25 protein-coding genes are annotated in these 24,918 nt (G+C 50.6%); 14 read left to right on the top strand and 11 right to left on the bottom strand.

Translation table 11 applies throughout. From position 1 onward, the window contains the following. Window positions 1-10: 10 nt before the first annotated feature. A complete protein-coding gene (bamC, locus tag AYY16_RS05850; RefSeq protein ID WP_067363250.1) occupies window positions 11-1,063 on the top strand; it encodes an outer membrane protein assembly factor BamC in 1,053 nt (350 codons plus the stop codon). Between the two features lie 330 nt (window positions 1,064-1,393). Further along, window positions 1,394-2,413 (top strand): glycosyltransferase, encoded by a 1,020-nt coding sequence (locus tag AYY16_RS05845; RefSeq protein WP_067363246.1) that lies wholly within the window; start codon window positions 1,394-1,396, stop codon window positions 2,411-2,413. Window positions 2,414-2,462: 49 nt separating this feature from the next. On the opposite strand, the gene AYY16_RS05840 is transcribed toward AYY16_RS05845, so the two are convergent. Next, on the bottom strand, window positions 2,463-3,620 hold the full coding sequence (locus AYY16_RS05840) for an MFS transporter (protein ID WP_067363243.1): 1,158 nt from the start codon (window positions 3,618-3,620) through the stop codon (window positions 2,463-2,465). A 52-nt stretch (window positions 3,621-3,672) separates the two neighbouring features. Continuing rightward, window positions 3,673-4,488 (bottom strand): inositol monophosphatase family protein, encoded by an 816-nt coding sequence (locus AYY16_RS05835; protein ID WP_067363240.1) that lies wholly within the window; start codon window positions 4,486-4,488, stop codon window positions 3,673-3,675. Window positions 4,489-4,581: 93 nt separating this feature from the next. Here AYY16_RS05835 and AYY16_RS05830 point away from each other — a divergent pair, with 93 nt between their 5' ends. From AYY16_RS05830 to AYY16_RS05810, 5 genes are all read left to right on the top strand, one after another. Further along, the gene (locus tag AYY16_RS05830) at window positions 4,582-5,352 is read left to right on the top strand and encodes a DeoR/GlpR family DNA-binding transcription regulator (protein ID WP_067363237.1); all 771 of its coding nucleotides are present in this window, start codon (window positions 4,582-4,584) and stop codon (window positions 5,350-5,352) included. Between the two features lie 155 nt (window positions 5,353-5,507). Continuing rightward, window positions 5,508-6,221 carry a phosphoribosylaminoimidazolesuccinocarboxamide synthase gene (purC, locus tag AYY16_RS05825; RefSeq protein ID WP_067363234.1) on the top strand — a complete coding sequence of 238 codons (714 nt, stop codon included), beginning with the start codon at window positions 5,508-5,510 and terminating at the stop codon, window positions 6,219-6,221. Between the two features lie 202 nt (window positions 6,222-6,423). After that, window positions 6,424-7,311: a KPN_02809 family neutral zinc metallopeptidase gene (gene ypfJ / locus AYY16_RS05820; protein ID WP_067363231.1), complete on the top strand. Its 888-nt coding sequence runs from the start codon at window positions 6,424-6,426 to the stop codon at window positions 7,309-7,311. A 103-nt stretch (window positions 7,312-7,414) separates the two neighbouring features. Then, window positions 7,415-7,867, top strand: coding sequence for a DUF441 domain-containing protein (locus tag AYY16_RS05815; protein ID WP_067363228.1), 453 nt, complete (start codon window positions 7,415-7,417; stop codon window positions 7,865-7,867). Window positions 7,868-7,876: 9 nt separating this feature from the next. Beyond that, window positions 7,877-9,892: a tRNA(Met) cytidine acetyltransferase TmcA gene (locus AYY16_RS05810; RefSeq protein WP_067363225.1), complete on the top strand. Its 2,016-nt coding sequence runs from the start codon at window positions 7,877-7,879 to the stop codon at window positions 9,890-9,892. Here AYY16_RS05810 and AYY16_RS05805 read toward each other — a convergent pair. Continuing rightward, a complete protein-coding gene (locus AYY16_RS05805; protein ID WP_067363222.1) occupies window positions 9,879-10,082 on the bottom strand; it encodes a YpfN family protein in 204 nt (67 codons plus the stop codon). The genes AYY16_RS05810 and AYY16_RS05805 overlap by 14 nt on opposite strands. 86 nt (window positions 10,083-10,168) lie before the next feature. After that, complete coding sequence (locus AYY16_RS21400) at window positions 10,169-10,291, bottom strand: hypothetical protein (RefSeq protein WP_263317255.1); 123 nt, start codon at window positions 10,289-10,291, stop codon at window positions 10,169-10,171. Window positions 10,292-10,882: 591 nt separating this feature from the next. Between AYY16_RS21400 and mdlC the strand changes: the two genes are divergently transcribed. Both mdlC and AYY16_RS05795 read left to right on the top strand, forming a co-directional pair. After that, window positions 10,883-12,511, top strand: a complete 1,629-nt coding sequence (mdlC, locus tag AYY16_RS05800) for a benzoylformate decarboxylase (protein WP_067363219.1) — start codon at window positions 10,883-10,885, stop codon at window positions 12,509-12,511. A 355-nt stretch (window positions 12,512-12,866) separates the two neighbouring features. Next, on the top strand, window positions 12,867-13,289 hold the full coding sequence (locus AYY16_RS05795; RefSeq protein WP_067363216.1) for a DUF454 family protein: 423 nt from the start codon (window positions 12,867-12,869) through the stop codon (window positions 13,287-13,289). On the opposite strand, the gene AYY16_RS05790 is transcribed toward AYY16_RS05795, so the two are convergent. The 3 genes from AYY16_RS05790 to AYY16_RS05780 form a co-directional block, all read right to left on the bottom strand. Continuing rightward, a complete protein-coding gene (locus AYY16_RS05790) occupies window positions 13,290-13,976 on the bottom strand; it encodes a M15 family metallopeptidase (RefSeq protein ID WP_067363206.1) in 687 nt (228 codons plus the stop codon). Then, on the bottom strand, window positions 13,973-15,103 hold the full coding sequence (gene dapE, locus AYY16_RS05785) for a succinyl-diaminopimelate desuccinylase (protein ID WP_067363203.1): 1,131 nt from the start codon (window positions 15,101-15,103) through the stop codon (window positions 13,973-13,975). The genes AYY16_RS05790 and dapE overlap by 4 nt, the downstream gene beginning before the upstream one ends. 154 nt (window positions 15,104-15,257) lie before the next feature. Continuing rightward, window positions 15,258-15,626: an ArsC family reductase gene (locus tag AYY16_RS05780; RefSeq protein ID WP_067363200.1), complete on the bottom strand. Its 369-nt coding sequence runs from the start codon at window positions 15,624-15,626 to the stop codon at window positions 15,258-15,260. Between the two features lie 161 nt (window positions 15,627-15,787). Between AYY16_RS05780 and AYY16_RS05775 the strand changes: the two genes are divergently transcribed. Beyond that, the gene (locus AYY16_RS05775; protein WP_067363197.1) at window positions 15,788-16,345 is read left to right on the top strand and encodes a hypothetical protein; all 558 of its coding nucleotides are present in this window, start codon (window positions 15,788-15,790) and stop codon (window positions 16,343-16,345) included. A gap of 28 nt (window positions 16,346-16,373) precedes the next feature. Here AYY16_RS05775 and AYY16_RS20880 read toward each other — a convergent pair whose 3' ends face one another. Then, the gene (locus tag AYY16_RS20880) at window positions 16,374-16,649 is read right to left on the bottom strand and encodes a LuxR C-terminal-related transcriptional regulator (protein WP_235846225.1); all 276 of its coding nucleotides are present in this window, start codon (window positions 16,647-16,649) and stop codon (window positions 16,374-16,376) included. Beyond that, window positions 16,606-17,004, bottom strand: a complete 399-nt coding sequence (locus AYY16_RS20875; protein WP_235846224.1) for a response regulator — start codon at window positions 17,002-17,004, stop codon at window positions 16,606-16,608. The genes AYY16_RS20880 and AYY16_RS20875 overlap by 44 nt, the downstream gene beginning before the upstream one ends. 454 nt (window positions 17,005-17,458) lie before the next feature. Here AYY16_RS20875 and maeB point away from each other — a divergent pair, with 454 nt between their 5' ends. From maeB to htpX, 3 genes are all read left to right on the top strand, one after another. Then, complete coding sequence (maeB, locus tag AYY16_RS05765; protein WP_067364784.1) at window positions 17,459-19,738, top strand: NADP-dependent oxaloacetate-decarboxylating malate dehydrogenase; 2,280 nt, start codon at window positions 17,459-17,461, stop codon at window positions 19,736-19,738. A gap of 48 nt (window positions 19,739-19,786) precedes the next feature. After that, a complete protein-coding gene (locus AYY16_RS05760; protein ID WP_067363194.1) occupies window positions 19,787-20,176 on the top strand; it encodes a VOC family protein in 390 nt (129 codons plus the stop codon). Between the two features lie 353 nt (window positions 20,177-20,529). Next, entirely contained in the window at window positions 20,530-21,414 is an 885-nt protein-coding gene (gene htpX, locus AYY16_RS05755) for a protease HtpX (RefSeq protein ID WP_067363191.1), read from the top strand. Here the strand turns inward: htpX and AYY16_RS05750 are convergent, their stop codons facing one another. Further along, a complete protein-coding gene (locus tag AYY16_RS05750; protein WP_067363188.1) occupies window positions 21,415-22,356 on the bottom strand; it encodes a LysR family transcriptional regulator in 942 nt (313 codons plus the stop codon). A gap of 108 nt (window positions 22,357-22,464) precedes the next feature. On the opposite strand from AYY16_RS05750, the gene AYY16_RS05745 reads away from it, so the two are divergent. Continuing rightward, window positions 22,465-23,262 (top strand): alpha/beta hydrolase, encoded by a 798-nt coding sequence (locus AYY16_RS05745; RefSeq protein ID WP_235846223.1) that lies wholly within the window; start codon window positions 22,465-22,467, stop codon window positions 23,260-23,262. A 182-nt stretch (window positions 23,263-23,444) separates the two neighbouring features. Here the strand turns inward: AYY16_RS05745 and AYY16_RS05740 are convergent, their stop codons facing one another. Next, entirely contained in the window at window positions 23,445-24,839 is a 1,395-nt protein-coding gene (locus AYY16_RS05740) for an L-cystine transporter (protein ID WP_067363185.1), read from the bottom strand. Window positions 24,840-24,918: the final 79 nt, after the last annotated feature.

Here is a 24,918-nt window from a genome sequence, read left to right as displayed (position 1 = left end):
GGGAATCTGAATGGCAACACTACTGCAAAAATCAAAGGTTATGAAGGTCGCTGGCCTCTCCGTGGTTTTTTTACTGGCAGCCTGCTCCGGCGATCAGCGCTATAAGCGCCAGGTCAGCGGTGATACCTCGTATCTGGATGCGCCGCAGTTGCAGACGCTGAATGTCCCTCAGGGGATGATCCTGCCGTTACAAAGCGGGCAGTATGATATTCCTCAGGTTAAGCATGAAGGTGCGACCGGTCTGGCGCTGGATATTCGTCCGCCGGTACAGACCGTCAGCCTGTTAGCAGGTTCCCGTACTGAAACCGCAGCAGATTCCAGCCGTCTTCTGCTGGAAAATTCGGCGGAAAACAAAACATTATGGGCGCAGATTAACCGCGTTCTGGCAGACCGCTCCGTGCCGGTCAGTCAGCGCAATGAAGCCACCGGTGAAATTGTGACTGACTGGATTGTCTGGCAGCGTGCAGATGAAGATCTGCCGTTGCAGTCCCGCCAGCGCATCAAAATCGAACCGGCAGGCTCACAGCTTGCGGTTGTTGTGACCAGTGAAGGCCTGAAGCAGGGTGAAAACGCGGTAACGGATAAAGTAGAAATTACCCGTTACAACAATCTGACACTCAATGAAGTGGTTGATGGTCTGGATCGCCTGCGCAATGCTGCCCGTCAGGACAGCAATGCCGGTCAGTTTGCTGTTCTGGAAGTTCAGAGCGGCAGCGATAAAACCGGTCTGCCGCAGATTGTTGTGCGCGCACCATTTGATGTGGTCTGGTCACGCCTTCCGGGCGCACTGGAAAGTGTCGGGATGAAAGTGGGCGACCGTACCCGCTCCACAGGTAATGTTGAAGTCACTTATAAAGGACTCAGCTCTGCGGAATGGAGCAGCATGGGAATGGACGATCCTTCTGTTACAGAAGGGGATTACACCCTGCAGGTCGGTGACCTGAATAACCGCAGCAGCCTGCAATTCATCAGTGCCAAAGGGAAACCTCTGACACAGAAAGAAAATGATGAAATGGTTAAAGCGCTGGAAGCGGCTTTCAGTAAAGCTGCAATGAAGCAATAATTATCACCGGTATCGATATACCCTTATTCATTCAAACCGCAGGTTCATTGGCGGCATCCTGAATGAGGTTGGATATATACCGGGTGAATATAATTAAAAATACCGGTCATTATAATTAATGACCGGTATTTTTTTTGCGTAAATTATTTTATAGCAAACAGGTACAACAGCCGACTCCTTTAAAGCGTGATACTCCGGCTTATCATAATGTTATGGCATCATTAGCTACGTTTATAAATACCACAGCCGTTATAGTGATTAATCACAATTATTTTATCACTATTTAAGCTGAGTCAGCTTCAGCATGAATCCGGAATTGACGGGACTGATATGCATTTATCTGTGGCTCCATCACAACCCTTACTGAGCATTGTTGCCGCCGTTTATAACGGAGAAAAATTTCTCCCTCAGTTTTTTGATTGCCTGCAAAAACAGACCTTACCTGCCTGGGAACTGATTCTGGTTGATGACGGCTCCAAAGATAACACTGCCGCGGTGCTGGATGAATGGAAAGATAAATTTCCCGCCGTTACTATTATTCATCAGGAAAATCAGGGCGTTTCAGTTGCCCGCAATACCGGATTTGCTGCCGCGAAAGGAGTTTATGTCACGTTTCCGGATATTGATGATGTGATCCATCCGTCGATGTACGGGCGGTTACTGGATATTTCATTGCAGGGTCAGCTTGATGTGGCGACCTGTAACGGCACGTATGTGTATGAGGACGGACGGGAGCCGAATGCTATTTTTCCGTCGGATCGTCTGCGTTCAACAGGGGTTATCTCCGGTCCGCAATGGCTGAAGCGGGCGCTGGATTCCCGTAAATTTTTGCATGTCACCTGGCTTAACCTGTATCGCAGCGCATTTTTGCGCGGACATAACTACCGTTTTGAACCCGGACTGCATCACCAGGACATTCCCTGGACTACGGAGGTTCTGCTGACGGCTGGGCGGGTTGAATATATTGATGAACGTTATTACGATTATCTGATCCATTCCGAATCAGTCTCCCATACGCCGCAGGATGACAGGATCCGGGTGCGGACCATTCATAATTATATGAAAATCCTTGAAATGCTGGATGCGATTAATCACCGTCATGCCGATATTGTAAAACAGGTATCCGCGTGTCACTGGCAGATATCCAAAGAGGGTCTGGGGATCCTGCATACTATCAGCGACATTGAATCACCGGCGATACAACAGGCGATGATACAGGAACTGTTTGACCGCGGGATCTGGGCACTGATTTGGGATAATGCCAATGATTTACGCCTGCGCTGGCGGCTTGCCCGACGCTATCCGCGCCTGAAAGCGATACTGAAAGTCTCCGCAGAACCTGTGGTCTGAATGAATAAGGTTTCGTACACCGGTGTGATAACCGGTGTACGATGTTGTCTCACCGCATACTGACTTTGCGCGACAGCAGTGCTACTACCAGTAATAAACCGACCACCACCATCAGTGCGGCGGGCAGCGTAAAACGGTATGCGATAAGCCCGACAGACGCGGGGCCAGCCAGAATACCCAGGTAACCGAGAGTCGTGACCGCAGGAACGGCAACCGCCTGTGGCATACTGGTCTGCCGCCCGATCGCTGAAAACATCACCGGCACCACATTGGCGCAACCCAGCCCGATAAGCCCGTAACCGGTGAGCGCAATCAGCCAGTTATCTGTCAGAACACTCAGCAGCAGCCCGCCTGCCGCAAGCAGTGCACCCCACAGCACAACCCGGGGACGTCCGAGAACCGCGACAATTTTATCACCGGTCAACCGCCCGAGAGACATCAGCACGGCAAAACAGGCAAAACCCAGCCCGCCAAGGCTGTCCGGCACATTGTGATACTCCGTCAGAAATACCGCACTCCAGTCCAGTACGCTGCCTTCTGCCAGGAAAGTGGCAAAACAGACAATCCCGATAAGCAGCACGGCACCACGCGGCACGGCAAAGGCCGGTCCTTCAGCGGGATACGCATAATCCAGAATCCCTTTATACCCGGCAGTCAGCAGCAGCAGGCAGATTATCATCACGACAGATGCCGCCTGAACCGCGCCCATACCTGCCAGCATAAAACCACTCATTGCCCCGGCACCGGCTATTCCGCCGACACTGTAAAACCCGTGAAAGCCCGACATCATGGGTTTGGGTGCGGCTTTCTCGACAATAATCGCCTGAATATTCATGGCACAGTCAGTAATTCCGATCCCCATACCAAAAATAACCAATGCAAGCGCCAGTAACCCGGTATGGTTAATCATCGCGAGTAGCGGCAGGGTCAGACTGAGCAGGATAACGGAGGTTGTCATCACCCGGCGGCAGCCGAAGCGGGTTGTCAGAATGCCGGTGAGCGGCATTGCGACCAGCGCACCGCCACCCAGGCACAATAATAACAGCCCGAGAACACCATCATTGACCCCGGTATTCAGTTTGGCAAATGGCACCAGTGCAGCCCAGGCGGCAGAGGCAAATCCGGCAACAAAAAAGAGTGCGCGGGTTGCCATTTGTTCCCGCCGTGCCGGAGCCCGGGCGGGGATAACAGAAAGAATATCACTCATAACTTAAAACCTTATCAGTACAAATTATATAAATCAGATAGTCATATTAAGGCTAATCATTACCATTCAGAATGGCAAGAGCCTGTTGATGAAGACGGGAACAGCCACTGGCCAGAATCGCACCACCTTTTTCAGGACGTCCGCCGTCAAGGGTGGTCACACAGCCGCCCGCCTGCTCGATTATCGGGATGAATGCCGCTATATCATAGGGTTGTAATGCGTAATCAAAGCACAAATCAATACGTCCTGCTGCAACCATCGCCATCGCGTAACACTCTCCCCCGAAACGGGTCATCAGAACCCGGTCCATCAGCGCCGTCAGTTTTATCGAAGGGAAGCGGGATATCGGCTCCGGTGAATTAGTATGCAGGATAGCATTTTCCAACGTGATGTTTTTGCGGGTTTCCATCAGAAATGTGCCGTGAGGGCTGCTGTGCCAGCTGCGCTCACCATCAGCCCAGAACCGCTCACTGGTATAAGGCTGGCTCATCATGCCCATAATTGCCTGTTCACGGTAAGTCAACCCCATAAGCGTACCCCAGACCGGTAAACCGAGCAGGAAAGGGCGGGTTCCGTCGACCGGGTCGAGTATCCACTGATAATCACTTTCTCCCTTTTCACCACTTTCATCGCTAAGTCCAAACTCCTCGCCCAGCACACTGTGAGAGGGATACACCGTGTTTATCAGCGCCCGCATAGCTATTTCAGCCTGACGATCGGCGTCTGTCACCGGGTCAAAGCTGACACCCTCTTTGACCTTGGTATCAACACTAAGATGGTGTGACGGCAAAAAGCGGGGCAATGTTTCCTGTGCCGCGCGGTTAGCCAGTTGGTGAAAAAATGCAATATCAGGATGGCGTGTGTTCATCAGTTACCTCTTGAATGACATCGGGTATAAAGGGTTGATTGACATTTTAAGATGCTCGGTTATGATTCTTTGTGCAACCTAAAGGAGATTAATGTGCTCGATTATGCAGCTTTTCCGGAACAACGGCAATCCCTGATCCGACAATTATTACAGACAGAAGGACGGGTTCAGTGCAGTGCGCTGGTCACGCAACTGGGTGTGTCAGAGCATACAATACGGCGTGATTTGCAGGTTTTGGCGGAAGAAGGGCTCTGTAAACGGGTCTATGGCGGCGCGGTCAGTGTGCTTGGTGAAGTGGCAGATTTTCAGCAACGGATCGGGCAGAATAGTGCAGAAAAAGAAAATATCGCGCTCGGTTGTGCAGGGTTAATTAAAAACAATACCACTGTTTTTCTGGATTCCGGCAGCCTGAATTTACTGCTGGCACAGCAGATGCCCGCTGATTTCTCACTGACGGTTGTGACGCATACACCGCTGATTGCCGCAGAACTCACTAAATATCCGCAGTTTGAACTGATTGTACTGGGTGGAAAACTGCATCAGCCGTCAGGTGCCTGTCTGGGTATTGAGGCTCTGCAACAGTTGTCCAATCTGTATATTGATCTCTGTTTTCTCGGCGGTTGTGCGATGGATACAGACGGCGGGGTCACCGTTTCCGGGTTTGAAGAAGCGGCATTTAAACGTGCGCTGGTGCAGCAGAGTAATCAGGTTGTCACCGGAATAACCGCCGGTAAGCTGGGACGGATCTCCCGTCATCGTGTGGCAGGGTGTCAGGATTTGAGCCATATCGTGCTTGATAAAAGTATTCCGCAATCAGCCCGTGACCTGCTTATACAGCAGGGACTATCCCTTGTGATGGTTTAAACTGAGCCGGGTTGGGGGGCGCACCGTATCTGCCGTACACACTTTCCTCCGCTGTTGTTTTTTCTAACGCAAACGATTGCTTCTCTGTGCATTCTGAGGGAGAATAAACACATCAGGCGATATGCCTATTATTAATCCTGTCTGGAGAGTGCAAGATGCAAAAGAAAGCTGAACTGTATCGTGGTAAAGCCAAAACCGTCTATACCACGGATAATCCTGATTTGCTGATTCTGGAATTTCGCAATGATACATCAGCACTGGATGGTGAGCGCATCGAGCAGTTTGACCGTAAGGGCATGGTTAATAACAAATTCAATCACTTTATCATGAGCAGGCTGGAAGCGGCGGGGATCCCTACTCAGATGGAGAAACTGCTGTCTGATACCGATGTTCTGGTGAAAAAGCTGGATATGGTGCCGGTCGAGTGTGTGATCCGCAACCGCGCTGCCGGTTCACTGGTTAAACGTCTCGGTACAGAAGAAGGGCTGGTGCTGAATCCGCCAATCTTTGACCTTTTCCTTAAAAATGACGCGAAACATGACCCGATGATCAACGAGTCTTACTGTGAAACGTTTGGCTGGGTCAGTCAGGAAAATCTCGCCGAAATGAAGCGTCTGAGCTATCTCGCCAATGATGTGTTATCCCGCCTGTTTGATGACGCCGGTCTTATCCTGGTGGATTTCAAACTGGAATTCGGTCTGTATAAAGGACAGGTTGTGCTGGGGGATGAATTTTCGCCGGACGGCAGCCGTTTATGGGATAAAGAAACTCTCAATAAAATGGATAAAGACCGTTTCCGTCAGAGTCTGGGCGGTCTTATCGAAGCCTATGAAGAAGTGGCGCGCCGCTTGGGTGTTGAGCTGGACTAATACTCTGTATAAAGCAGCTCCGGCTGCTTTTTAACAGCATACTGAAAGAAAGAAGCGTTTTTCCTCACCAGGTTTTCTCTGTACTATATACTTAATACTTATCCTATACCCAACGTCATTCAGGATGCAGGCAGGCTTCCCTGCGCCAACGAACCTGCGGTTTGAATGAATAAGGGTATATCTATCAGAACAGAGAGCTATCATGCGTTGGCAAGGGCGTCGTCAGAGCGACAATATAGAAGATCGCCGGGGTTCCGGCAGCAGAATGCCGGGTGGATCGTCCGGCGGACCGCGTATTCCGTTACCGCGTGGTAAAGCCGGTCTGGTGGTGATAGTGATCGTTGTCGTTGCCGGGTTTTACGGCCTTGACCTGACGGGCTTTATTTCCGGTGACCCGATGCCCGGCGGGCAAACTTCTGCGCAACAGCGTCCTGTGCAAAACGGTGCACAGGAGCAGAAACAGGCTGAATTCACCGGGGTGATGCTGGCAGAAACAGAAGCGGTCTGGGCACGGAAATTTTCACAGATGAACCGTCAGTACCGCGAGCCGAAATTGGTACTGTACCGTGGAGCCACGCCTACGGGATGTGGCGCGGGGCAGTCAGTTATGGGACCATTTTATTGTCCGGCTGACCAGAAAGTGTATATCGATCTCTCTTTTTATGATGATATGCGCACCAAACTGGCGGCAGGCGGGGATTTTGCTCAGGGCTATGTGGTTGCCCATGAAGTGGGGCACCATGTTCAGCATCTGCTGGGCATTGACAGCCAGGTGCGTGAGCGCCAACAGCGCAGCAGTCAGAAGGAAGCAAACCGGTTATCCGTTAAAATGGAATTACAGGCGGACTGCTTTGCCGGTATCTGGGGGCATGAAATGAAAAATGCCGGGATACTCGAACAGGGTGATTTACAGAACGCACTGGATGCGGCGCAGGCTATCGGTGATGACCGCCTGCAAAAACAGAGTCAGGGACGGGTTATCCCCGACAGCTTTACACACGGTACATCCGCACAGCGCCATGAATGGTTTAAACGCGGTTTTGACACCGGTGATATCGCGCAATGTGATACATTTTCCGCACTGAAATAATAATATCTGCCCGGTTTATTCCTGTACCGGCCGGGCAGGTTTGATTATCCGTCTGCAAGCGCATACTATCTGTGGTTTTCATTCTCCTGATGCAGGATCTCACATGAGCAATATTGACCCGACCCTGATTATTCTGTTGGTTTTAGCCGGACTCGGGCTTATCAGTAACAATATGACGGTAACTCTCGCCCTTCTTTTTTTGCTGGCAGTGCGTATTACGCCACTGAACAGCTATTTTCCGTTTGTTGAAAAATACGGACTGAAATTAGGGATACTCATTCTGACTATCGGGGTGATGGCGCCTATTGCCAGCGGAAAAATCAGCGCCGGTGATGTACTCGGCTCCTTTCTGAACTGGAAATCCCTGCTGGCGATAGCTATCGGGATTCTGGTTTCATGGCTCGGCAGTCGCGGGGTCACACTGATGAGTAACCAGCCATCGACGGTTGCCGGCTTGCTGGTCGGAACCATTATCGGCGTGGCAATGTTTAAAGGTGTGCCGGTCGGACCACTGATTGCGGCAGGGATACTCTCAATGCTGATCGGCAAAGCGTAGCGGATACCTATGCTGCCCGCGATATTTCCGCTTTGCACAGAACAACTCCGCATACAAGGCGCACGCCGGTTGTGGGTATTAAGCGGAAGCGATAGCTGGTGTGAGGAAACACTGCGCGATATTATGGCGGCAGTGTCCGGCGACTGGCCGGTGATTTCTTCACAGTTGCAGGGAGCGGTTCTCCCCCCGCAGGCGCGGTTATTGTTGGGACGGGAATTTTGTCACGGCGTATTTGACGCCCGCCGGGGGCTTCACACTGAAGCGCTGGCAATGCTGACCGGCACTTTACAGGCAGGCAGCTGGCTGATTTTGTTATTGCCCGCTGAATCAGAGTGGCTGACGCGACCCGACGAAGACAGCCTGCGCTGGAACGATCGCGGGCAGTTGATCCCCGCACCCCGATTTATGCGTCATCTGGCACAGACTCTGGATGATGAGGCGGTTGTCCGCTGGCATGAAGGGCAATCCTGTCAATTATCTCTTTTACCACAGCGGGCGCGCTGGCTGCCGCCGGATGGCGCTCCCACACCTGACCAGATGCTTGTATTGTCGCAATTGCGTCAGGCGGAAAAGGGCATTTTTGGTCTTCCTGCTGCCCGCGGACGGGGAAAATCGGCTCTCGCCGGTCTGTTTCTGGCACAGACGCCGGGTCATCATCTGTTATGCGCACCGGCAAAAGTATCTGTTTCTGTTATTCAGCACTATCTCAGTCAGTCTGATAATGTGGAATTTATCCCGCCGGACAATCTGCTCATTTTAAGTGAAACCGCCGATCTCAGCGGATATGGCTGGCTGGTTATCGATGAAGCCGCAATGATCCCGTTACCGCAGCTCTCGCGGATTGTGGCAGCATTCCCCCGCGTTCTGCTGTTATCCACTGTTCAGGGCTATGAAGGCACCGGTCGCGGCTTTTTACTCAAATTTTGTCATGCATTGCCGGGCTTTACACTGCTTTCGCTGACCCGTCCGGTTCGCTGGGCGGACAATGACCCGTTGGAAAACTGGCTGAATAAGGCTCTGTTACTGGAAGAACCGGCAGAAATACCGGTGTTACCGGGGACGTGTGAGTATCAGTCATTATCGCAACAGGCGTTGTGTGATAACCCTGCATTGCTTGCCGGGTTTTACGGCTTGCTCACCGCCGCACATTACCGGACATCTCCGCTTGATTTACGGCGGCTGACGGATGCCTGCGGGCAGCATTTTTCGTTGTTCCGCCAATACGGGCAAGTCGCTGCGGCGCTCTGGATGGTTGATGAGGGCGGATTATCCGCAGCGCTGTCACAGGCTGTCTGGGCAGGAGTTCGACGACCTCCGGGTAATCTGCTGGCACAATCACTGGCGGCACACAGTTATTTCCCGCAGGCGGCACAGCTCGTTTCGCGGCGCATCAGCCGGATAGCCGTTCACGCCGCATACCGGCGCAAGGCGCTGGGGCGGGAACTGTTACAGCGGGCGGCACAAGACGCAAAAGCCTGCGGGCTGGATTATTTATCCGTCAGCTTTGGCTATACACCTGAACTGGCGGCATTCTGGACCGCCTGCGGATTTCGTTTTACCAGAATGGGTACACATCCTGAAGCGGGCAGTGGTTGCTATACAGCCATGTTGCTGTTGCCGCTTTCACCGGCAGGCGAAGCGCTGGCAGAGAGCGCGCTACAGCAGTTTGCCCGTGATTGCAGCGTGCTTTCCCGCACATGGGGATATTCACCGGTAACCCCTGTCAGGGCAACGGCACTGAATGAACGTGAGTGGATGATGCTTGCCGGTTTTGCGTTTGCCGCCAAACCGCAGGCAGTAGCAGACCCTGCACTGACATTGTTACAGACCTGCTACCCGGCACAAACCGCGCGGTTATCGGCTCTGTTATCAGGGAATATAACGGATGACAGCGCACTGAAACAGCCGCAGATAAACGGGAAGAAAGCATTACTGAATGCATTACGGCAGGAAACAGCAGAGGTGCTGCATTCGCTGCGCCCGGAATGGGCACAGCAGACGGCATCAATAATTACGGCTTTTTAGCTGAATTATCCGGATGGTCATCGTCTTCATCATCCCATTGGGCATTATTATCACGATGTGGTGGCAGTTCGCGGCGGTTCAGCAGATATTTAGTATGATCCACCCGCTTTAAATCCTTAATTGCATTCAGAATAATACCAAAAAACAGCACCAGGATGATCCACCAGTAGTCTGCTAACCATTGCTGCATGTGATTACCTTTCTTTTTGTCCGTACCGTGAAGACCGACAGATTATCACATTTGTGATGTTGCTGAGCATCTGTTTACCGGCAGGATTAAAATCCGATACCTGTACCGATCCCGACAGACGCACCATCGGAGCCACCGGACGCGCCGACACCCACCCCGGCACAGCCGGACAGCATGATAACGGCAATCAAACTGATAATCTTCAACATGTATACCCTTATTCATTCAAACTGCTGGTTCGTTGGCGGAACGACGCCAGCCGTGTCACATGATACAGAAAAGAGTATACCGAAATCAAAAAAAAAAGCTCTCTGCATCCGCGGAGAGCTTAAAAAAAGAAAATAACCAATTGGTACCACGCGGAAAACAATAACAGCACTAAGTTAAACAGTGATGTAACGAATTAACCGACAGACAGTGTTTTATCGCTTTTTTCACTCTGAATAAGACTCTGCAGGTATATTTTGCTGACCTTTTTTGAGTAAGATATGTGGTCTTACCTCTATCATTTTGCTTTATATCATAAATAAATGTTATTCATTGTTTCATTCTGAAATATTCAGGTTATTTCCGGCATTCCGGTTATTTGATCTTTATTTTATCCTGTAATACATTCAGGAATATCCGGTTTTTCTCATATCCATTATTTCATTGTTTATCTGTTTGTTATTGTTTTTCAATAAAAAAAATCCCCGGAGATATAAACCAATATCTGTTTGTTTTTAATAATCCGGAATACAGCGTGTAAACAACATACTAACTTTTATAGCGCAATATAATGATTATACGGGAGCATCAGGATGGACAAAACAATCCGGCAAGTGACATTTGAATTGCTGCGACAACTGAATATAACCACGGTATTTGGTAACCCGGGGTCGACGGAAGAAACGTTTCTGAAAAACTTTCCGTCAGATTTTCGCTATATCCAGACATTACATGAATCTTCCGCTGTGGCGGCAGCAGATGGTTATGCGCAATCCACACGCAATGTGGCACTGGTGAATGTGCATACCTCTGCCGGGCTGAGCAATGCGATGAGTAATATTCTGACCGCATTTATGAACCGTACGCCGCTGATTATTACTGCCGGTAACCAAACCCGCGACATGCTGCTGATGGAGCCGTGGCTGACTAATATTGAACCGGAAACACTGCCGAAACCCTGGGTGAAATGGAGTTATCAGCCGGTCAGGGCAGAAGATGTTCCGGCGGCATTTATGCGCGCGTATGCGATGGCGCTGCAACCTCCGGCAGGTCCGGTCTTTTTATCCATTCCGCTGGATGACTGGGATCAACCTGCGGGTGCGGCACCTGCGGTTGTCCGCTCGGTGACTCAACGTATCGGGCCTGACCCTGTGCGGATCAGGGAATTTGCGCAGGCACTGTCTGCGGCGAAAAATCCGGTACTTATTTATGGCTCTGCGATTGCGCGGGGAGAGGGCTGGGACGCGGGGATCCGGCTGGCAGAAAAGCTGAATATCCCGGTACATGCAGCACCGGCCTCGGAGCGCCCGCCATTTCCGGAATCCCACCCGTTGTATGCCGGTGGTCTGCCGTTTGCGATCAAACCGTTGTCAGACAAGCTCGCCGGGCATGACGTAGCTATTGTGATCGGTGCGCCGGTATTCCGTTATTATCCGTATGTCGCCGGTGAATATATCCCGCAGGGATTGCGCCTGCTGCATGTAACAGACGATCCGTCTGAAGCCGGTCGTGCGCCGGTGGGTGACAGTTTGTTGTGTGATGCGGTACTGGCGGTTGAACAGTTAACCGAACTGGTTGCTGCGCGTCCCGCACGGGCTGCTGCCGTCTGTAAACAGCCGCATGGCATGGCTGCGCACCCTGCGGCACCGGAGCCTGTTGCAGGCAGTGTGCTGAGTGCGGCACAACTATTCCGCGCGGTAAGAAGTGTGGTGCCTGAAAATGCCATCCTGGTGGAAGAATCGCCGTCTAATCTCGGCGAACTGCATACCGCCTGGCCTATTGATAAACCGGACTCCTTCTATACTTTTGCCAGCGGATCGCTGGGCTGGAATCTGCCGGCGAGTGCCGGGATAGCACTCGGTGAACGGGACAGCGGGCGAAACCGCCCGGTGGTGGCGATAATCGGTGACGGCTCAATGCAATATTCTGTTCAGGGGCTATGGACGGCGGCACAGCATCAATTGCCGGTGCTGTTTATTATTCCGGAAAACCGTCAGTACGGCATTCTGAAATCGTTTGCCGTACTGGAAGAGACGCCGGGTGTGCCGGGGCTTGACATTCCGGGGCTGGATATTGTCGCACTGGCAACGGGTTATGGCTGTACAGCAGTCAGGGCAGAGACGGAAGATGAAGTAACTGCTGCCTGTAAAGCGGCACTGGCGCGTAAAGGTCCGACTGTGCTGGTTGTGCCGATCCAGCCGTCAATACCGCCGCTGATATAAAGCAGGTGACCAAAATTAAATTATCAATCATTTGATTTTAAAGTTTATTTTTTATTTTAATACTCTGAGCCGCGTCCCGGTTAAAACGGGACGCGGCTTTGTCGTCCTACCTCAGAAGCCGGTTGAATATAGTGTTATACTCATCATCCTGAATTATTTAGAGTATATACCCAACGTCATTCGAATTGCAGGCAGGCGGCAAGGGAAGCCAGACGGGGAGCATACATTAGTATGTGACCCGGCTGGATGAGCACAGCCAACGAACCTGCAGTTTGAATGAATAAGGGTATACATAACGATAACATCGTGCAGAACTATAATCGTGCAGAGCTATCATCGGGAGAGAGATAAAAGGATGCCATTTACACGCTTGCTGCTGTTGTTATGCGGCTGGATTGCCGTTGTACTGGCAACACTGGGTGTTGTTTTGCCTTTGTTGCCGACAACGCCGTTTCTGCTGCTGGCGGCATGGTGCTTCTCCCGTTCATCCCCGCGTTTTCATCACTGGCTGCTGTACCGTTCCTGGTTCGGCGGTTATATCCGTCACTGGCAGGAACACAAAGGTTTACCGCGTAAGGCAAAGCGCCGTGCCGTGATGGTTATTTTAGTGACCTTTGCTGTTTCTCTCTGGCTGGTGAAGCTGATTTATATCCGGCTGTTATTACTGGTGATTTTAGCCTGCCTGCTGATTTTTATGCTGCGTTTGCCGGAGACTGAAGAAATGCCGCCACAGAACCCGGCGGCATCAGAGGAAAAACCGGGGAAACCGGAAGATTAACTATTTTCCGGCAGACGAACCCGGCAGGCGGACATAGTGCTGATAAATACTGTCCAGGTTTGCCAGAAGCCAGGTTTTCCCTGCAATCTCCTGCGTGTTCAGCACCTGTTCCAGTGTATCTACAGTATAAAGTTGCTCCGCTTCATATGAGAGCGGCCAGTAGCTGATATGCCAGGGCTCATACGCCACGCCACCTGTTTTTTTCTGTGTGAACGGCAGATAAAAATCAAACTGCGCCATATTCTCTGTTAACCAGGCAGACAGTGTCGCAAAATAGCCGCCTTCCTCGTATTCCCAAGGCTCAAGTTGCAGCGATGTGTCAGCAGGCAGGCGGAACGGATCGTAATAATCCACCTCCGTTCCCCAGTGATGGCGGCTGGCGCCCGGCAGGGCAGACCAGCGCAGAATTGCCTGACAGCGCTGCGCTTCTGACAGCACAGATACATCCAGCGGGCGGTTATCCGCATCATTTACAGTGCGGGTTCCGGCAAATTTCTCATTCCAGATACTCTGCTGGCGCGCAAAATCACGGAACGAACTGGCAGGCATCAGTTTAAATCCCGCTCCGGCGGCGGCTTTCTGCATTGCCAGAAACGCTTTGGTGGCATTGAATTGCAGGTGATGATTACCGGCAAAATTAATCACATGGTCACGCGTCTGCCCGGTCAGCATCTCAAAGGTCATCATAGTAAAATCTGCTCCATAATGCGCTGATAGATACGGCTGAGTTGCTGCAAATCAGCGGCACTTACACATTCATCTACTTTATGGATTGTGGCATTCAGCGGTCCCAGCTCGACAACCTGTGTACCCATCTGCGCGATAAAACGTCCGTCAGAGGTTCCGCCGCTGGTCGACAATTCCGGTGTCAGGTGACAATACTGCCCGACAGCGTGGCAAACTGCCTCTGTCAGTGGTCCTTCAGGCGTCAGGAACGGATGCCCGGAGAGTGACCAGCTGATACTGTGCGGTAACTGATGCTTCTCCAGCAGTGCCGCAACAAGGGCTTCCAGTTGCGTACTGGTGGATTCACTGCTGAAACGGAAATTAAACTGCACGAACAAATCACCCGGGATAATATTATTGCTGCCGGTTCCGGCGTGAATATTGGCTATCTGCATACTGGTCGGCGGGAAGAATTCGTTGCCGCTGTCCCAGTGCGTGTTTATCAGCTCTTGTATAAAGGGTATAGCGCGGTGAACCGGGTTATCCGCCAGATGCGGATACGCAACGTGCCCCTGAATACCGTGAATGGTCAGATTAGCTGTAATTGAGCCACGGCGGCCATTTTTGATGGTATCCCCCAGTTGTGTCTGGCTTGATGGTTCGCCGACCAGGCAATATTCCACCTTTTCATTGCGCTTCATCAGCGCTTGCACAACTTTCACTGTGCCGTCGGTCGCGGCAGCCTCTTCATCGGAGGTAATCAGAAATGCCAGGCGACCCGGATATTGCGGATAACGCGAGACAAAGCGCTCGGCGGCAACCATCATGGCGGCGAGAGAGCCTTTCATATCTGCGGCACCGCGTCCGTACAGCATGCCATCTATCAGGGCGGGTTCAAAAGGCGGGGTGCGCCAGCGGGCGGTGTCTCCCGGCGGCACAACATCTGTATGTCCGGCAAAGGCGAGTGTTTTTCCGTTGCCGCCCCGGTGCGCCCAGAAATTTTGAGTATCGCCGGAGGGCATTTGTTCAACGGTAAAGCCGATGGCCGCCAGGCGTTCAGTCATCAGTGCCTGGCAGCCGTTATCGTCCGGGCTGACAGATTCGCGGCTGATAAGTTGTTTTGCCAGTTCAATTACAGGACAATGCATTGTGCTTCCTTACTTAATTTATATACCCAACGTCATTCAAGATGCAGGCAGGCGGCAAGGGAAGATAGACGGGGAGCATACATCAGTATGTGACCCGGCTGGCTTCATGCCGCCAACGAACCTGCAGTTTGAATGAATAAGGGTATGGCGATATTCAGCGGCAGAACTGCTGATAGTCATCAGCTTTAAAACCAAGGTGGTAGCGACCGTCCGGGGAAACCAGCACCGGGCGTTTAATTAAGGCCGGTTTTTCCGTCATCAGACGGATAGCAGCAGCGGTATCAGTCGCGGCATCCTGCTCTGTTTTATCCAGCTGGCGCCAGGTGGTGCCGCGTTTATTGAGCAGTTGTGTCAGGTCAATATGACGGATAAATTCTGTCAGCAGCGCGGCATCAATGCCATCCTGCCGGTAGTCGTGGAATTCATATGCGATCCCGTTTGTATCCAGCCATGCGCGGGCTTTTTTCATCGTGTCGCAATTTTTGATACCAAAAATCCGGTAGACGGAGGGTGTATTTTTCATCTTTAATCCTTTGTCGTGAACACGAAAAATAGCATAATGCGGTAATTTGGCGTAGTTATCCAGAGCGTTACGCGCAGAGAATATTCGATAAATGGAAAAAAGTGAGTTAGCATTACACCAAAACCGGATAAATACATCCGGAAGATGTTGAGACGGGATAGATGAGAGAGTACTTAGCCATAAGCACGCTGTTGTTTGCCGGGTTTACCTTTGCGGGACAAACAGATTTTTATCTGACTGAGCTCCAGCACAAGTTTGTGGAAAACAGTGAATTGTGCCTTGATGAGCACAAATGGCCGCAACTGAGTTCAAGCCAGTCCGAACCCTGGATGATTTCGCGCCTCAATGCTCTGGCAACGGTGGGGTTAATCACTGCAACCATTAAACCTGAAGGTGTGGAGTACACACTGACAGAAAAAGGGCGTGATGCCTGGCAGGCTCGTGAAGATTTCTGTTACGGAGCTCTGCGCATCAGTAAAGTCACTGCCATTGAATTTCAGGAAAACGGTATTAATACCGTTTATTTTTACTATGGTGTGACAGATATGCCGGACTGGGCGCGGGATAAAAGTATCCGCTACGCGTACAGTGAGGTGGATACCGTTATCCGCGGAATGAACAAAGAAGTTATCCAGGTGGATGTCCGCGAAAACCCGGACGGTACCCTGGAGCTGCTTAATTATCCGACACCTGCCAGTATTGACAGTGAAAACGAATAATCCCCAAGACGCGCCCGGGGATATCCGCTCAGCGGGGGAGCCGGTGTTTGAGATACAACAGGCTGGCTGCCAGCCGCGTGGAGACATTCAGTTTTTTCAGGATATTACGGATGTGTACTTTTACCGTTTCTTCTGAAATATACAGCGCCCTTGCTATCTCTTTATTTTTCATCCCGCAGGCCAGTTCTTTCAGAACATCTGACTCCCGCCGGGTAAGATAGGTTATCGGGTCATGAAAATGCTCCCGCTCCTGTAATATTTTACAGACAGATTCGCTGAATATTTTTTTTCCCCTGAAATGCATTCTTTATCTGATCTGCTAAATAATCAACATCGCAATTCTTCAATATATAACCATCAGCCCCAGCATCAATAGCCGCGTATATATCATTTCGCTCTTGTGACTGTGAAAATACCAGAATATAACTGGGCACTCTTTTATGGCGGAGTTTCTTAATGAAATCAATTCCTGAAAAAGCGTGAATATTAATATCTAATATAATCATGCGGGGAACATGCTGATGAATATAGGCAAAAAGCCCCGCGTTATCCGTTGGCTCAGGCATGATGGTCAGCGCGTAATCCGGCTGTAAAAGCATTTGAAAACCATAGCGTAACAACGGGTGGTCATCAATAACCATAATAGTGTGATGAGGCATAGAATTCTCCCTTGCCGGGTGTACGGTATGAAGCCATATTAATTATGGCGATTTAATTGATATGCTTATTATTAAAAACATAAAAATATCATTATCGCGGCTGACAATTGATTTTTACGCAAAACGGTTATATGTGCAAATAACAAACCATTTAAAAATAATAACGACTCTAATAACGTAAAGTATATTGTGCGGATAAATTAACCGGTTTCTGATACGGGGAAACAATACGCGGAATAACGGTATTTGGTCAGATATATCAGGCAGGCACATAATGAAATGTCGTTTTTTTCAACACTCTGTAAACATTAAACACATGAATATTACAGTATTTTCACTATTCGGTTATTTATTAGTATACTGTTATTGTATCTTTAAATAATTTGCCGGCGGCATACTGATGCTGTGGCTGACCGGCTCAGACTCTGTCATCTTGCCCTGTAAAGGATGTGTTATGGACGAACAATTAAAACAAAGCGCCCTTGATTTTCATCAGTTTCCGTCGCCCGGCAAAATTACCGTTACGCCGACAAAACCACTTGCCACACAGCGTGATCTTGCACTGGCGTATTCACCGGGTGTTGCTGCTCCGTGCCTGGAAATCGCAAAAAATCCGCTGGCGGCCTATAAATATACGGCAAAGGGGAATCTTGTCGCGGTTATCTCTAACGGTAGTGCGGTTCTTGGTCTGGGGAATATCGGAGCATTAGCCGGAAAGCCGGTAATGGAAGGTAAAGGCGTTTTATTTAAAAAGTTCTCCGGTGTGGATGTCTTTGATATTGAAGTCGATGAATCAGATCCGGATAAATTAGTTGATATCATCGCATCGCTGGAGCCAACATTCGGCGGCATTAACCTGGAAGATATCAAAGCGCCGGAATGTTTTTATATCGAGCAAAAACTGCGTGAGCGCATGAATATCCCGGTATTCCATGATGACCAGCACGGTACCGCGATTATCAGTACCGCCGCCGTACTGAACGGGCTGCGTATTGTTAATAAAAAAATCAGTGATGTGCGCCTGGTCGTCTCCGGCGCGGGTGCGGCGTCTATCGCCTGTATGAACCTGCTGGTGCAACTGGGGTTAAAACGGGAAAATATCACTGTTTGTGACTCGAAAGGTGTGATTTACAAAGATCGTGAAGCCAATATGGCGCAAACCAAAGCCGCCTATGCGATTGATGATAACGGCATGCGCTCACTGGCGGATGCTATGCCCGGTGCCGATATTTTCCTCGGCTGCTCAGGACCCGGCGTGCTGACACAGGCGATGGTTAAAGATATGGCGCCGGATCCGTTGATCCTCGCGCTGGCAAATCCGGAGCCGGAAATTCTGCCGCCGCTGGCGCTGGAAGTGCGTCCGGATGCCATTATCTGTACCGGGCGCTCGGATTATCCGAATCAGGTTAACAATGTGCTTTGCTTCCCGTTTATCTTCCGTGGTGCGCTTGATGTAGGTGCAACCGCCATAAATGAAGAGATGAAACTGGCGTGTGTAAAAGCCATTGCTGATTTGGCGCTGGCAGAGCAGAGCGAGCAGGTTGCTTCTGCCTACGGCGGACAGGAACTCTCTTTCGGGCGTGAATATATTATTCCAAAACCATTTGATCCGCGCCTGATCCTGAAAATTGCACCGGCAGTGGCAAAAGCGGCGATGGAAACGGGTGTTGCCACCCGTCCGATTGAAGATTTCAGTGCGTATCTTGAGCATCTGAATGAATTTGTCTATAAAACCACGCTGTTTATGAAACCGATTTTTTCTATGGCGCGCAAAGACCGCAAACGGATTGTGCTGGCAGAAGGTGAAGAGCCGCGCATGTTACATGCGACTCAGGAGCTGGTCAGTATGGGGCTGGCATTCCCTGTTCTGATTGGTCGCCCGGATGTGATTGAGATGCGGATCAAAAAACTGGGATTACAGATTGTCCCGGGGACTGATTTTGAAATTGTAAATAATGAAAGTGATCCGCGCTTTGCTGAATACTGGCAGGAATATTATCAGCTGATGAAACGCAAAGGGGTGACACAGGAGCAGGCGCGCCGCGCCATCATTACCAACCCGACCAGCATTGGCGCAATAATGGTTCACCGTGGTGAGGCTGACGGTATGATCTGCGGAATCGTCGGGGATTATCATGAGCATTACAATATTGTGGAAAATGTATTTGGTTTCCATGAGGGCGTCCATACTGCCGGGGCGATGAATGCGCTGATCCTGCCGACAGGCAATACCTTTATTACAGACACCTATGTGCATGATGACCCGACCGCTGAACAGCTTGCGGAGATTACGCTGATGGCGGCAAATGCTGTACGCCGTTTCGGGATCGAGCCAAAAGTGGCGCTGTTATCCCGTTCAAGCTTCGGCTCCTGCCGGTCGCCGTCTGCCGATAAAATGCGCGACACCCTGGCGCTGGTCCGCGCACAGGACCCGTCTCTGGAAATTGATGGCGAAATGCACGGTGATGCAGCGCTGGTGGAAGCCATCCGTCGTGATCTGATGCCGGACAGCCCGCTGAAAGGCGCGGCTAACCTGCTGATTATGCCAAACGGTGAAGCCGCCCGTATCAGTTATAACCTGCTGCGCGTCACCAGTTCAGAAGGGGTGACAGTAGGTCCGGTACTGATGGGGATTAATAAACCGGTACACATTCTGACGTCGATTTCCTCGGTACGCCGTATTGTGAACATGGTCGCGCTGGCTGCGGTGGAAGCACAGACTCAGCCACTGTAATCTGACGTCGGTAAACGCCCCGGAAACGGGGCGTTATAAAGGAATAGCATGCTGAAGATTGAGAAAATTGATCATATTGCAGTGATTGCATCAGACAAAGCGGCCAGCCTGGCGTTTTATTGTGATGTGCTTGGTTTTACGGTGATCAGTGAGCATTATCGTGAAGCGCGGAATTCGTGGAAAATCGATCTGGCGCTGAACGGAGAGTATTTACTTGAGCTGTTTACTTTCCCGGCAAGTCCGGCGCGTCTCAGTCAGCCGGAAGCCTGCGGTTTGCGCCATCTGGCCTTTGCTGTGAATGACCTTGCGGCGTGGAAAGCCTTTCTGGACGCACAGGCAATTCACTGTGACGGGATCCGGACGGATGAATTCACCGGAAAACATTTTTTATTCTGTTTTGATCCGGATAATCTTCCGGTGGAGTTGTATGAGCGCTGACAGTAAATGCGGGATAAAAAAAAAGCCAGCGCGAAGGCTGGCTGAGAAACTTCTAAATTACTGGAAGCAATGTGAGCAATGTCGTTTGCCAATACCTTAGTAATTTACTCAGGTACCGACAACGAGAATGATAATTTTTCCCATTTAAAAAGTAAAGTGTTTTTTACTAAAAAGCGGTGATTATTTCTGCAACCGGATATTGCGCACAAAGTAGTAAAAAAGAGACCTTATTAAGATTAAGTGTAAAGTTGTTTAATAATTAATGTCATCAGGTAAAAAAACCTTGAAATTTAGCAGAGTGGCGCCATTTTTAAGACAACTGACGGGCAATATATTTAAAGGAACCTACTGATATGATGCGAATTGCATTGTTTTTACTCACTAACCTGGCCGTAATGGCTGTGTTCGGCATTATTCTGAGTCTGACCGGTATTCAGGGGCAGAGTGTGACCGGGCTTATGATCATGGCGGGGCTGTTTGGTTTCGGTGGTGCATTTGTTTCACTGCTGATGTCAAAATGGATGGCGCTGCGTTCTGTGGGCGGACAGGTGATCACCAATCCGTCAAACCAGACAGAGCGCTGGCTGCTTGATACCGTGAGCCGCCAGGCACAACAAGCGGGCATTGGTATGCCGCAGGTAGCTGTTTATCATGCACCGGACATTAACGCCTTTGCAACCGGCGCACGTCGTGATGCGTCGCTGGTGGCGGTCAGTACCGGTTTACTGGAAAGTATGAGCCGTGACGAAGCAGAAGCCGTTATCGCTCATGAAATCAGTCATATTGCGAACGGCGATATGGTAACGATGACGCTGCTTCAGGGCGTGGTGAATACGTTTGTTATCTTTATTTCCCGTATCCTGGCGCAGTTAGCCGCGGGCTTTATGTCTAATAATAACAATGACAGTAATTCCGGCAGTCAGGGTAACCCGATGATTTACTTTGCGGTATCTATGGTTCTGGAGATTGTATTCGGTATTCTTGCCAGTATCATTACCATGTGGTTCTCCCGCCACCGTGAGTTTTATGCGGATGCGGGATCAGCAAAACTGGTGGGACGTGAGAAGATGATTGCCGCACTGCAACGTCTGAAAACCAGTTACGAGCCACAGGAAGCGGGCAGTATGATGGCGCTTTGCATCAACGGGCGTAATAAAGCATTCAGTGAACTGTTTTTATCACACCCGCCGCTGGATAAGCGGATTGCCGCATTGCGCAGCGGTGAGTATCTGAATTAATCACTGATATGATGGCAAAAAGGCTGTAACGCAGGGCGTTACGGCCTTTTTTTGTACTTGTCTGCGGAGTGCGTCAGCGATAATACCGAAAGCGACAGAGGATTTCAGGCGGCTGGTATAATAAAGATAATATTCCGGGTAGGTGATACAAAATTCATTCAGTACGCTCAGTAATTCCCCGGCGGCAATATGCGGAGTGACCAGTTGCTGCGGCAGATAAGCAAATCCGTAACCTGCAAGGCAGGCACTGAGTGCCTGGTTAATGCTGCTGATCACCAGTTGTCCGCTGACCCGCAGTTTTTGTTCCCGGTTATTTCGGACAAAGACCCAGGCAAAATTTTCCCCGTGAGTCGGTAAACGCAGGTTGATACAGGGCAGAGAAAGCAAATCTTCCGGTATTACCGGTGCGGTATGTGCGGCAAAGCATCCCGGTGAAACCACCAGTGCCATCGGGTTTTCTGCGCTGATCGGGACAGCTATCATATTTCCGGCAATCAGTCCGCCCCGGCGCACGCCGGCATCAAAGCGTTCTCCGGCGATATCCACCAGACTGTAATCCGTGATCAGCTCCAGACGGATTTCCGGATATTTTTTCAGTACCGGCATCAGTGCAGGCCACAAGACCTGTTGTACGGCAAACTCATCGGCAGAAATCCGTACTGTCCCGGCAGGTTTTTCCCTCAGTTCCGCCAGTTGTGCCAGCCCGTCTGTGATTTCAGCCATTGCCGGTGCAACCCGATCAATCAGTCGTTCACCCGCCTCTGTCAAAGTCAGGCTGCGGGTGGTCCTGTTCAGCAGTTTCAGTTGCAGGCGCTGTTCCAGGTTATTGATGGTCTGACTTACTGCAGATTGCGATGTACCCGCCTGAACCGCAGCCCGGGTAAAGCTGCCTTCACGGACAACCATCAGGAATGTCTGCAAATCATTGAGGTTCTCTTTCATACTTATAAGCCTCACTTATAACCGAAATTAGATTATAGCCTCTAATCAAGGTAATTGTCCGGCGCTATGATGTTTTGCACTTACTTTTTGTTATCAGAGGATACTACAATGACACCAGTCAGATTTATGAATGCCAATATTGAGATGGCCGGAAATCTGTATTTCCCGGCAGATTTTGATGCGTCACGTCGTTATCCGGCGATTATCATGATTCACCCCAGCGGCGGGGTAAAAGAGCAGACCGCCGGTCTGTATGCGGAAAAGCTGGCGGAACACGGTTTTGTCACCCTGGCTTTTGACGCATCATACCAGGGGGAAAGCGGTGGTGAGCCGCGCCACCTTGAAAATCCGTATGCCCGTGTTGAGGATATCAGTGCGGCGGTGGATTACCTGGTGACCCGGCCATTCGTTGATGAAAACCGCATCGGTGTGACGGGAGTTTGCGCCGGAGGTGGTTATGCGGTTCATGCTGCAATAATTGATCACAGGATTAAGGCAGCAGGAACTATCAGTGCGGTTAACTACGGCGATATGTATCGTTACGGATGGCGGGGCGATCAGACACCGGAACAGACCGCCGGACTTCTGCAACTGGCTGCTGAACATCGGAATGAGGAAGCAAAAGGCGCGGCAACGGGGTATCTGTCGACCATTCCGGCCCCGGCTCCGGAACCGCAGGAGTCGGATCTGGCAGAAGCACATGATTACTATCATACCGCGCGGGCAATACATCCCAATGCGCCGGGCAAAATCACCACGCGCAGCCTGGCGCAACTGGTAACGTATGATGCATTTAATCATGCGGATATTTTTCTGACACAGCCTCTGCTGGTGATTGCGGGAAGTGAAGCGGGAACGCGCTGGTTATCAGAAAAAAATTTATCAGAAGGCGGCATCAGAGAATAAAACGTTATATGTGATTGACGGTGCAACCCATATAGCCATGTACGACCAGCCGGACTATGTGGCGCTGGCGGTTAGTAAGTTGGTATCGTTTATGCACAACACATTGTAATATAAAGCAGAAAGCCCATATTCATATCCTGAATACGGGCTTTCTGTTATCTGACGACAATCAGCACGGGATATTATCCTTGCTGCAAATCATCATCTTTATCATTGTTGAACACGGTCTTGTCAGTCAGTCCCAGCACCTGGCCGGTGACGGTTCCGGCGGTCATTGAACCGCTGACATTCAGTGCGGTACGTCCCATGTCAATTAATGGCTCAACAGAGATAAGCAGCGCAACCAGGGTTACCGGTAAGCCCATTGCAGGCAACACAATCAGCGCGGCAAAGGTTGCACCGCCGCCCACACCGGCAACACCGGCAGAACTGATGGTCACGATACCTATCAGAGTGGCAATCCACAGCGGATCAAGCGGATTAATCCCGACTGTCGGCGCAACCATGACGGCGAGCATAGCAGGGTAAATACCGGCACAACCATTCTGACCGATAGTGGTACCAAAGGAGGCGGCAAACCCGGCGATAGAGTCCGGAATACCGAGACGGCGGGTTTGTGCTTCCACACTCAGCGGAATACTGGCGGCACTTGAACGGCTGGTAAATGCAAACGTCAGTACCGGTGCAATCTTACGGAAGAAGCGCAGCGGATTAATCCCGGCAACCCCGACAATCAACCCGTGAACAACAAACATCAGCAGAATGGCAATATAAGAGGCAACAACAAATGTGCCTAATTTAATGATGTCCTGAATGTTTGAACCGGCAACCACTTTGGTCATCAATGCAAATACACCATAAGGCGTAAAACGCATCACCAGACGAACCAGCTTCATTACCCATGCCTGAAGAATATCAATTGCGCTCAGCACTTTCGCGCCGCGCTCTTCATTATCTTTAATCAGCTGGAGGGCAGCAACACCCATAAAGGCGGCAAAGATCACCACGCTGATAATAGAGGTCGGGTTTGCGCCGGTCAGGTCAGCAAACGGATTTTTAGGGATGAAGGAGAGGATCAGCTGCGGCAGCGTCAGGTCAGACACTTTGCCCGCGTACTGTGACTCCAGCTGCGCGATGCGTGCTGTTTCTTTGACACCCTGAACCAGTCCGTCAGCGGTTAAACCGAAGGCGAGGGTAACCAGGATAGCAATTAAGGCGGCGATCGCGGTGGTAATCAACAGTGTGCCGATTGTCAGCACACTGATTTTTCCCAGAGAAGACGCCTGATGCAGGCGGGCAACCGCACTGAGGATAGAGGCGAAGACCAGAGGCATAATGACCATCTGTAACAGTTTCACATAGCCGTTACCGACTATATCAAACCACGGCAATGCCTGTTGTATCGGTGCGGTACCCGCACCATAGAATGCATTCAGCCCGAGGCCGAACAGCACACCGATAACCAGACCGGTAAGTACTTTTTTGGAGAGACTCCAGTCCTTATTGCTGCACAGCTTCATAAGCACCAGCAGAAGGACAACGAATATGACAAGATTGCTGATTAGTGGAAAATTCATCCCGGACTCCGATACCTGAGGGTATTGTTGTTATAGTTTGTTAGCTGAATCGTATACAGTTATACAAATGCTAAAACTG

The sequence above is a fragment of the Morganella psychrotolerans genome (assembly GCF_001676155.1).
Lineage (GTDB): Bacteria > Pseudomonadota > Gammaproteobacteria > Enterobacterales > Enterobacteriaceae > Morganella > Morganella psychrotolerans.
The sequence above is the reverse complement of the archived record's forward strand: the minus strand, read 5'-3'. Positions and strand labels throughout refer to the sequence as shown.

Excerpts from the sequence above, each read along its gene's own strand:
- AYY16_RS05835 (WP_067363240.1), bottom strand. The coding sequence starts at position 4,488 with ATGAACACACGCCATCCTGATATTGCATTTTTTCACCAACTGGCTAAC.
- AYY16_RS05775 (WP_067363197.1), top strand. The coding sequence starts at position 15,788 with ATGAGAGAGTACTTAGCCATAAGCACGCTGTTGTTTGCCGGGTTTACC.
- AYY16_RS20880 (WP_235846225.1), bottom strand. The coding sequence starts at position 16,649 with ATGCATTTCAGGGGAAAAAAAATATTCAGCGAATCTGTCTGTAAAATA.
- bamC (WP_067363250.1), top strand. The coding sequence starts at position 11 with ATGGCAACACTACTGCAAAAATCAAAGGTTATGAAGGTCGCTGGCCTC.
- ypfJ (WP_067363231.1), top strand. The coding sequence starts at position 6,424 with ATGCGTTGGCAAGGGCGTCGTCAGAGCGACAATATAGAAGATCGCCGG.
- mdlC (WP_067363219.1), top strand. The coding sequence starts at position 10,883 with ATGGACAAAACAATCCGGCAAGTGACATTTGAATTGCTGCGACAACTG.
- dapE (WP_067363203.1), bottom strand. The coding sequence starts at position 15,103 with ATGCATTGTCCTGTAATTGAACTGGCAAAACAACTTATCAGCCGCGAA.
- AYY16_RS05790 (WP_067363206.1), bottom strand. The coding sequence starts at position 13,976 with ATGATGACCTTTGAGATGCTGACCGGGCAGACGCGTGACCATGTGATT.
- AYY16_RS05805 (WP_067363222.1), bottom strand. The coding sequence starts at position 10,082 with ATGCAGCAATGGTTAGCAGACTACTGGTGGATCATCCTGGTGCTGTTT.
- AYY16_RS20875 (WP_235846224.1), bottom strand. The coding sequence starts at position 17,004 with ATGCCTCATCACACTATTATGGTTATTGATGACCACCCGTTGTTACGC.
- AYY16_RS21400 (WP_263317255.1), bottom strand. The coding sequence starts at position 10,291 with ATGTTGAAGATTATCAGTTTGATTGCCGTTATCATGCTGTCCGGCTGT.
- AYY16_RS05840 (WP_067363243.1), bottom strand. The coding sequence starts at position 3,620 with ATGAGTGATATTCTTTCTGTTATCCCCGCCCGGGCTCCGGCACGGCGG.
- AYY16_RS05750 (WP_067363188.1), bottom strand. The coding sequence starts at position 22,356 with ATGAAAGAGAACCTCAATGATTTGCAGACATTCCTGATGGTTGTCCGT.
- AYY16_RS05815 (WP_067363228.1), top strand. The coding sequence starts at position 7,415 with ATGAGCAATATTGACCCGACCCTGATTATTCTGTTGGTTTTAGCCGGA.
- maeB (WP_067364784.1), top strand. The coding sequence starts at position 17,459 with ATGGACGAACAATTAAAACAAAGCGCCCTTGATTTTCATCAGTTTCCG.
- AYY16_RS05845 (WP_067363246.1), top strand. The coding sequence starts at position 1,394 with ATGCATTTATCTGTGGCTCCATCACAACCCTTACTGAGCATTGTTGCC.
- AYY16_RS05745 (WP_235846223.1), top strand. The coding sequence starts at position 22,465 with ATGACACCAGTCAGATTTATGAATGCCAATATTGAGATGGCCGGAAAT.
- purC (WP_067363234.1), top strand. The coding sequence starts at position 5,508 with ATGCAAAAGAAAGCTGAACTGTATCGTGGTAAAGCCAAAACCGTCTAT.
- htpX (WP_067363191.1), top strand. The coding sequence starts at position 20,530 with ATGATGCGAATTGCATTGTTTTTACTCACTAACCTGGCCGTAATGGCT.
- AYY16_RS05795 (WP_067363216.1), top strand. The coding sequence starts at position 12,867 with ATGCCATTTACACGCTTGCTGCTGTTGTTATGCGGCTGGATTGCCGTT.
- AYY16_RS05740 (WP_067363185.1), bottom strand. The coding sequence starts at position 24,839 with ATGAATTTTCCACTAATCAGCAATCTTGTCATATTCGTTGTCCTTCTG.
- AYY16_RS05810 (WP_067363225.1), top strand. The coding sequence starts at position 7,877 with ATGCTGCCCGCGATATTTCCGCTTTGCACAGAACAACTCCGCATACAA.
- AYY16_RS05780 (WP_067363200.1), bottom strand. The coding sequence starts at position 15,626 with ATGAAAAATACACCCTCCGTCTACCGGATTTTTGGTATCAAAAATTGC.
- AYY16_RS05760 (WP_067363194.1), top strand. The coding sequence starts at position 19,787 with ATGCTGAAGATTGAGAAAATTGATCATATTGCAGTGATTGCATCAGAC.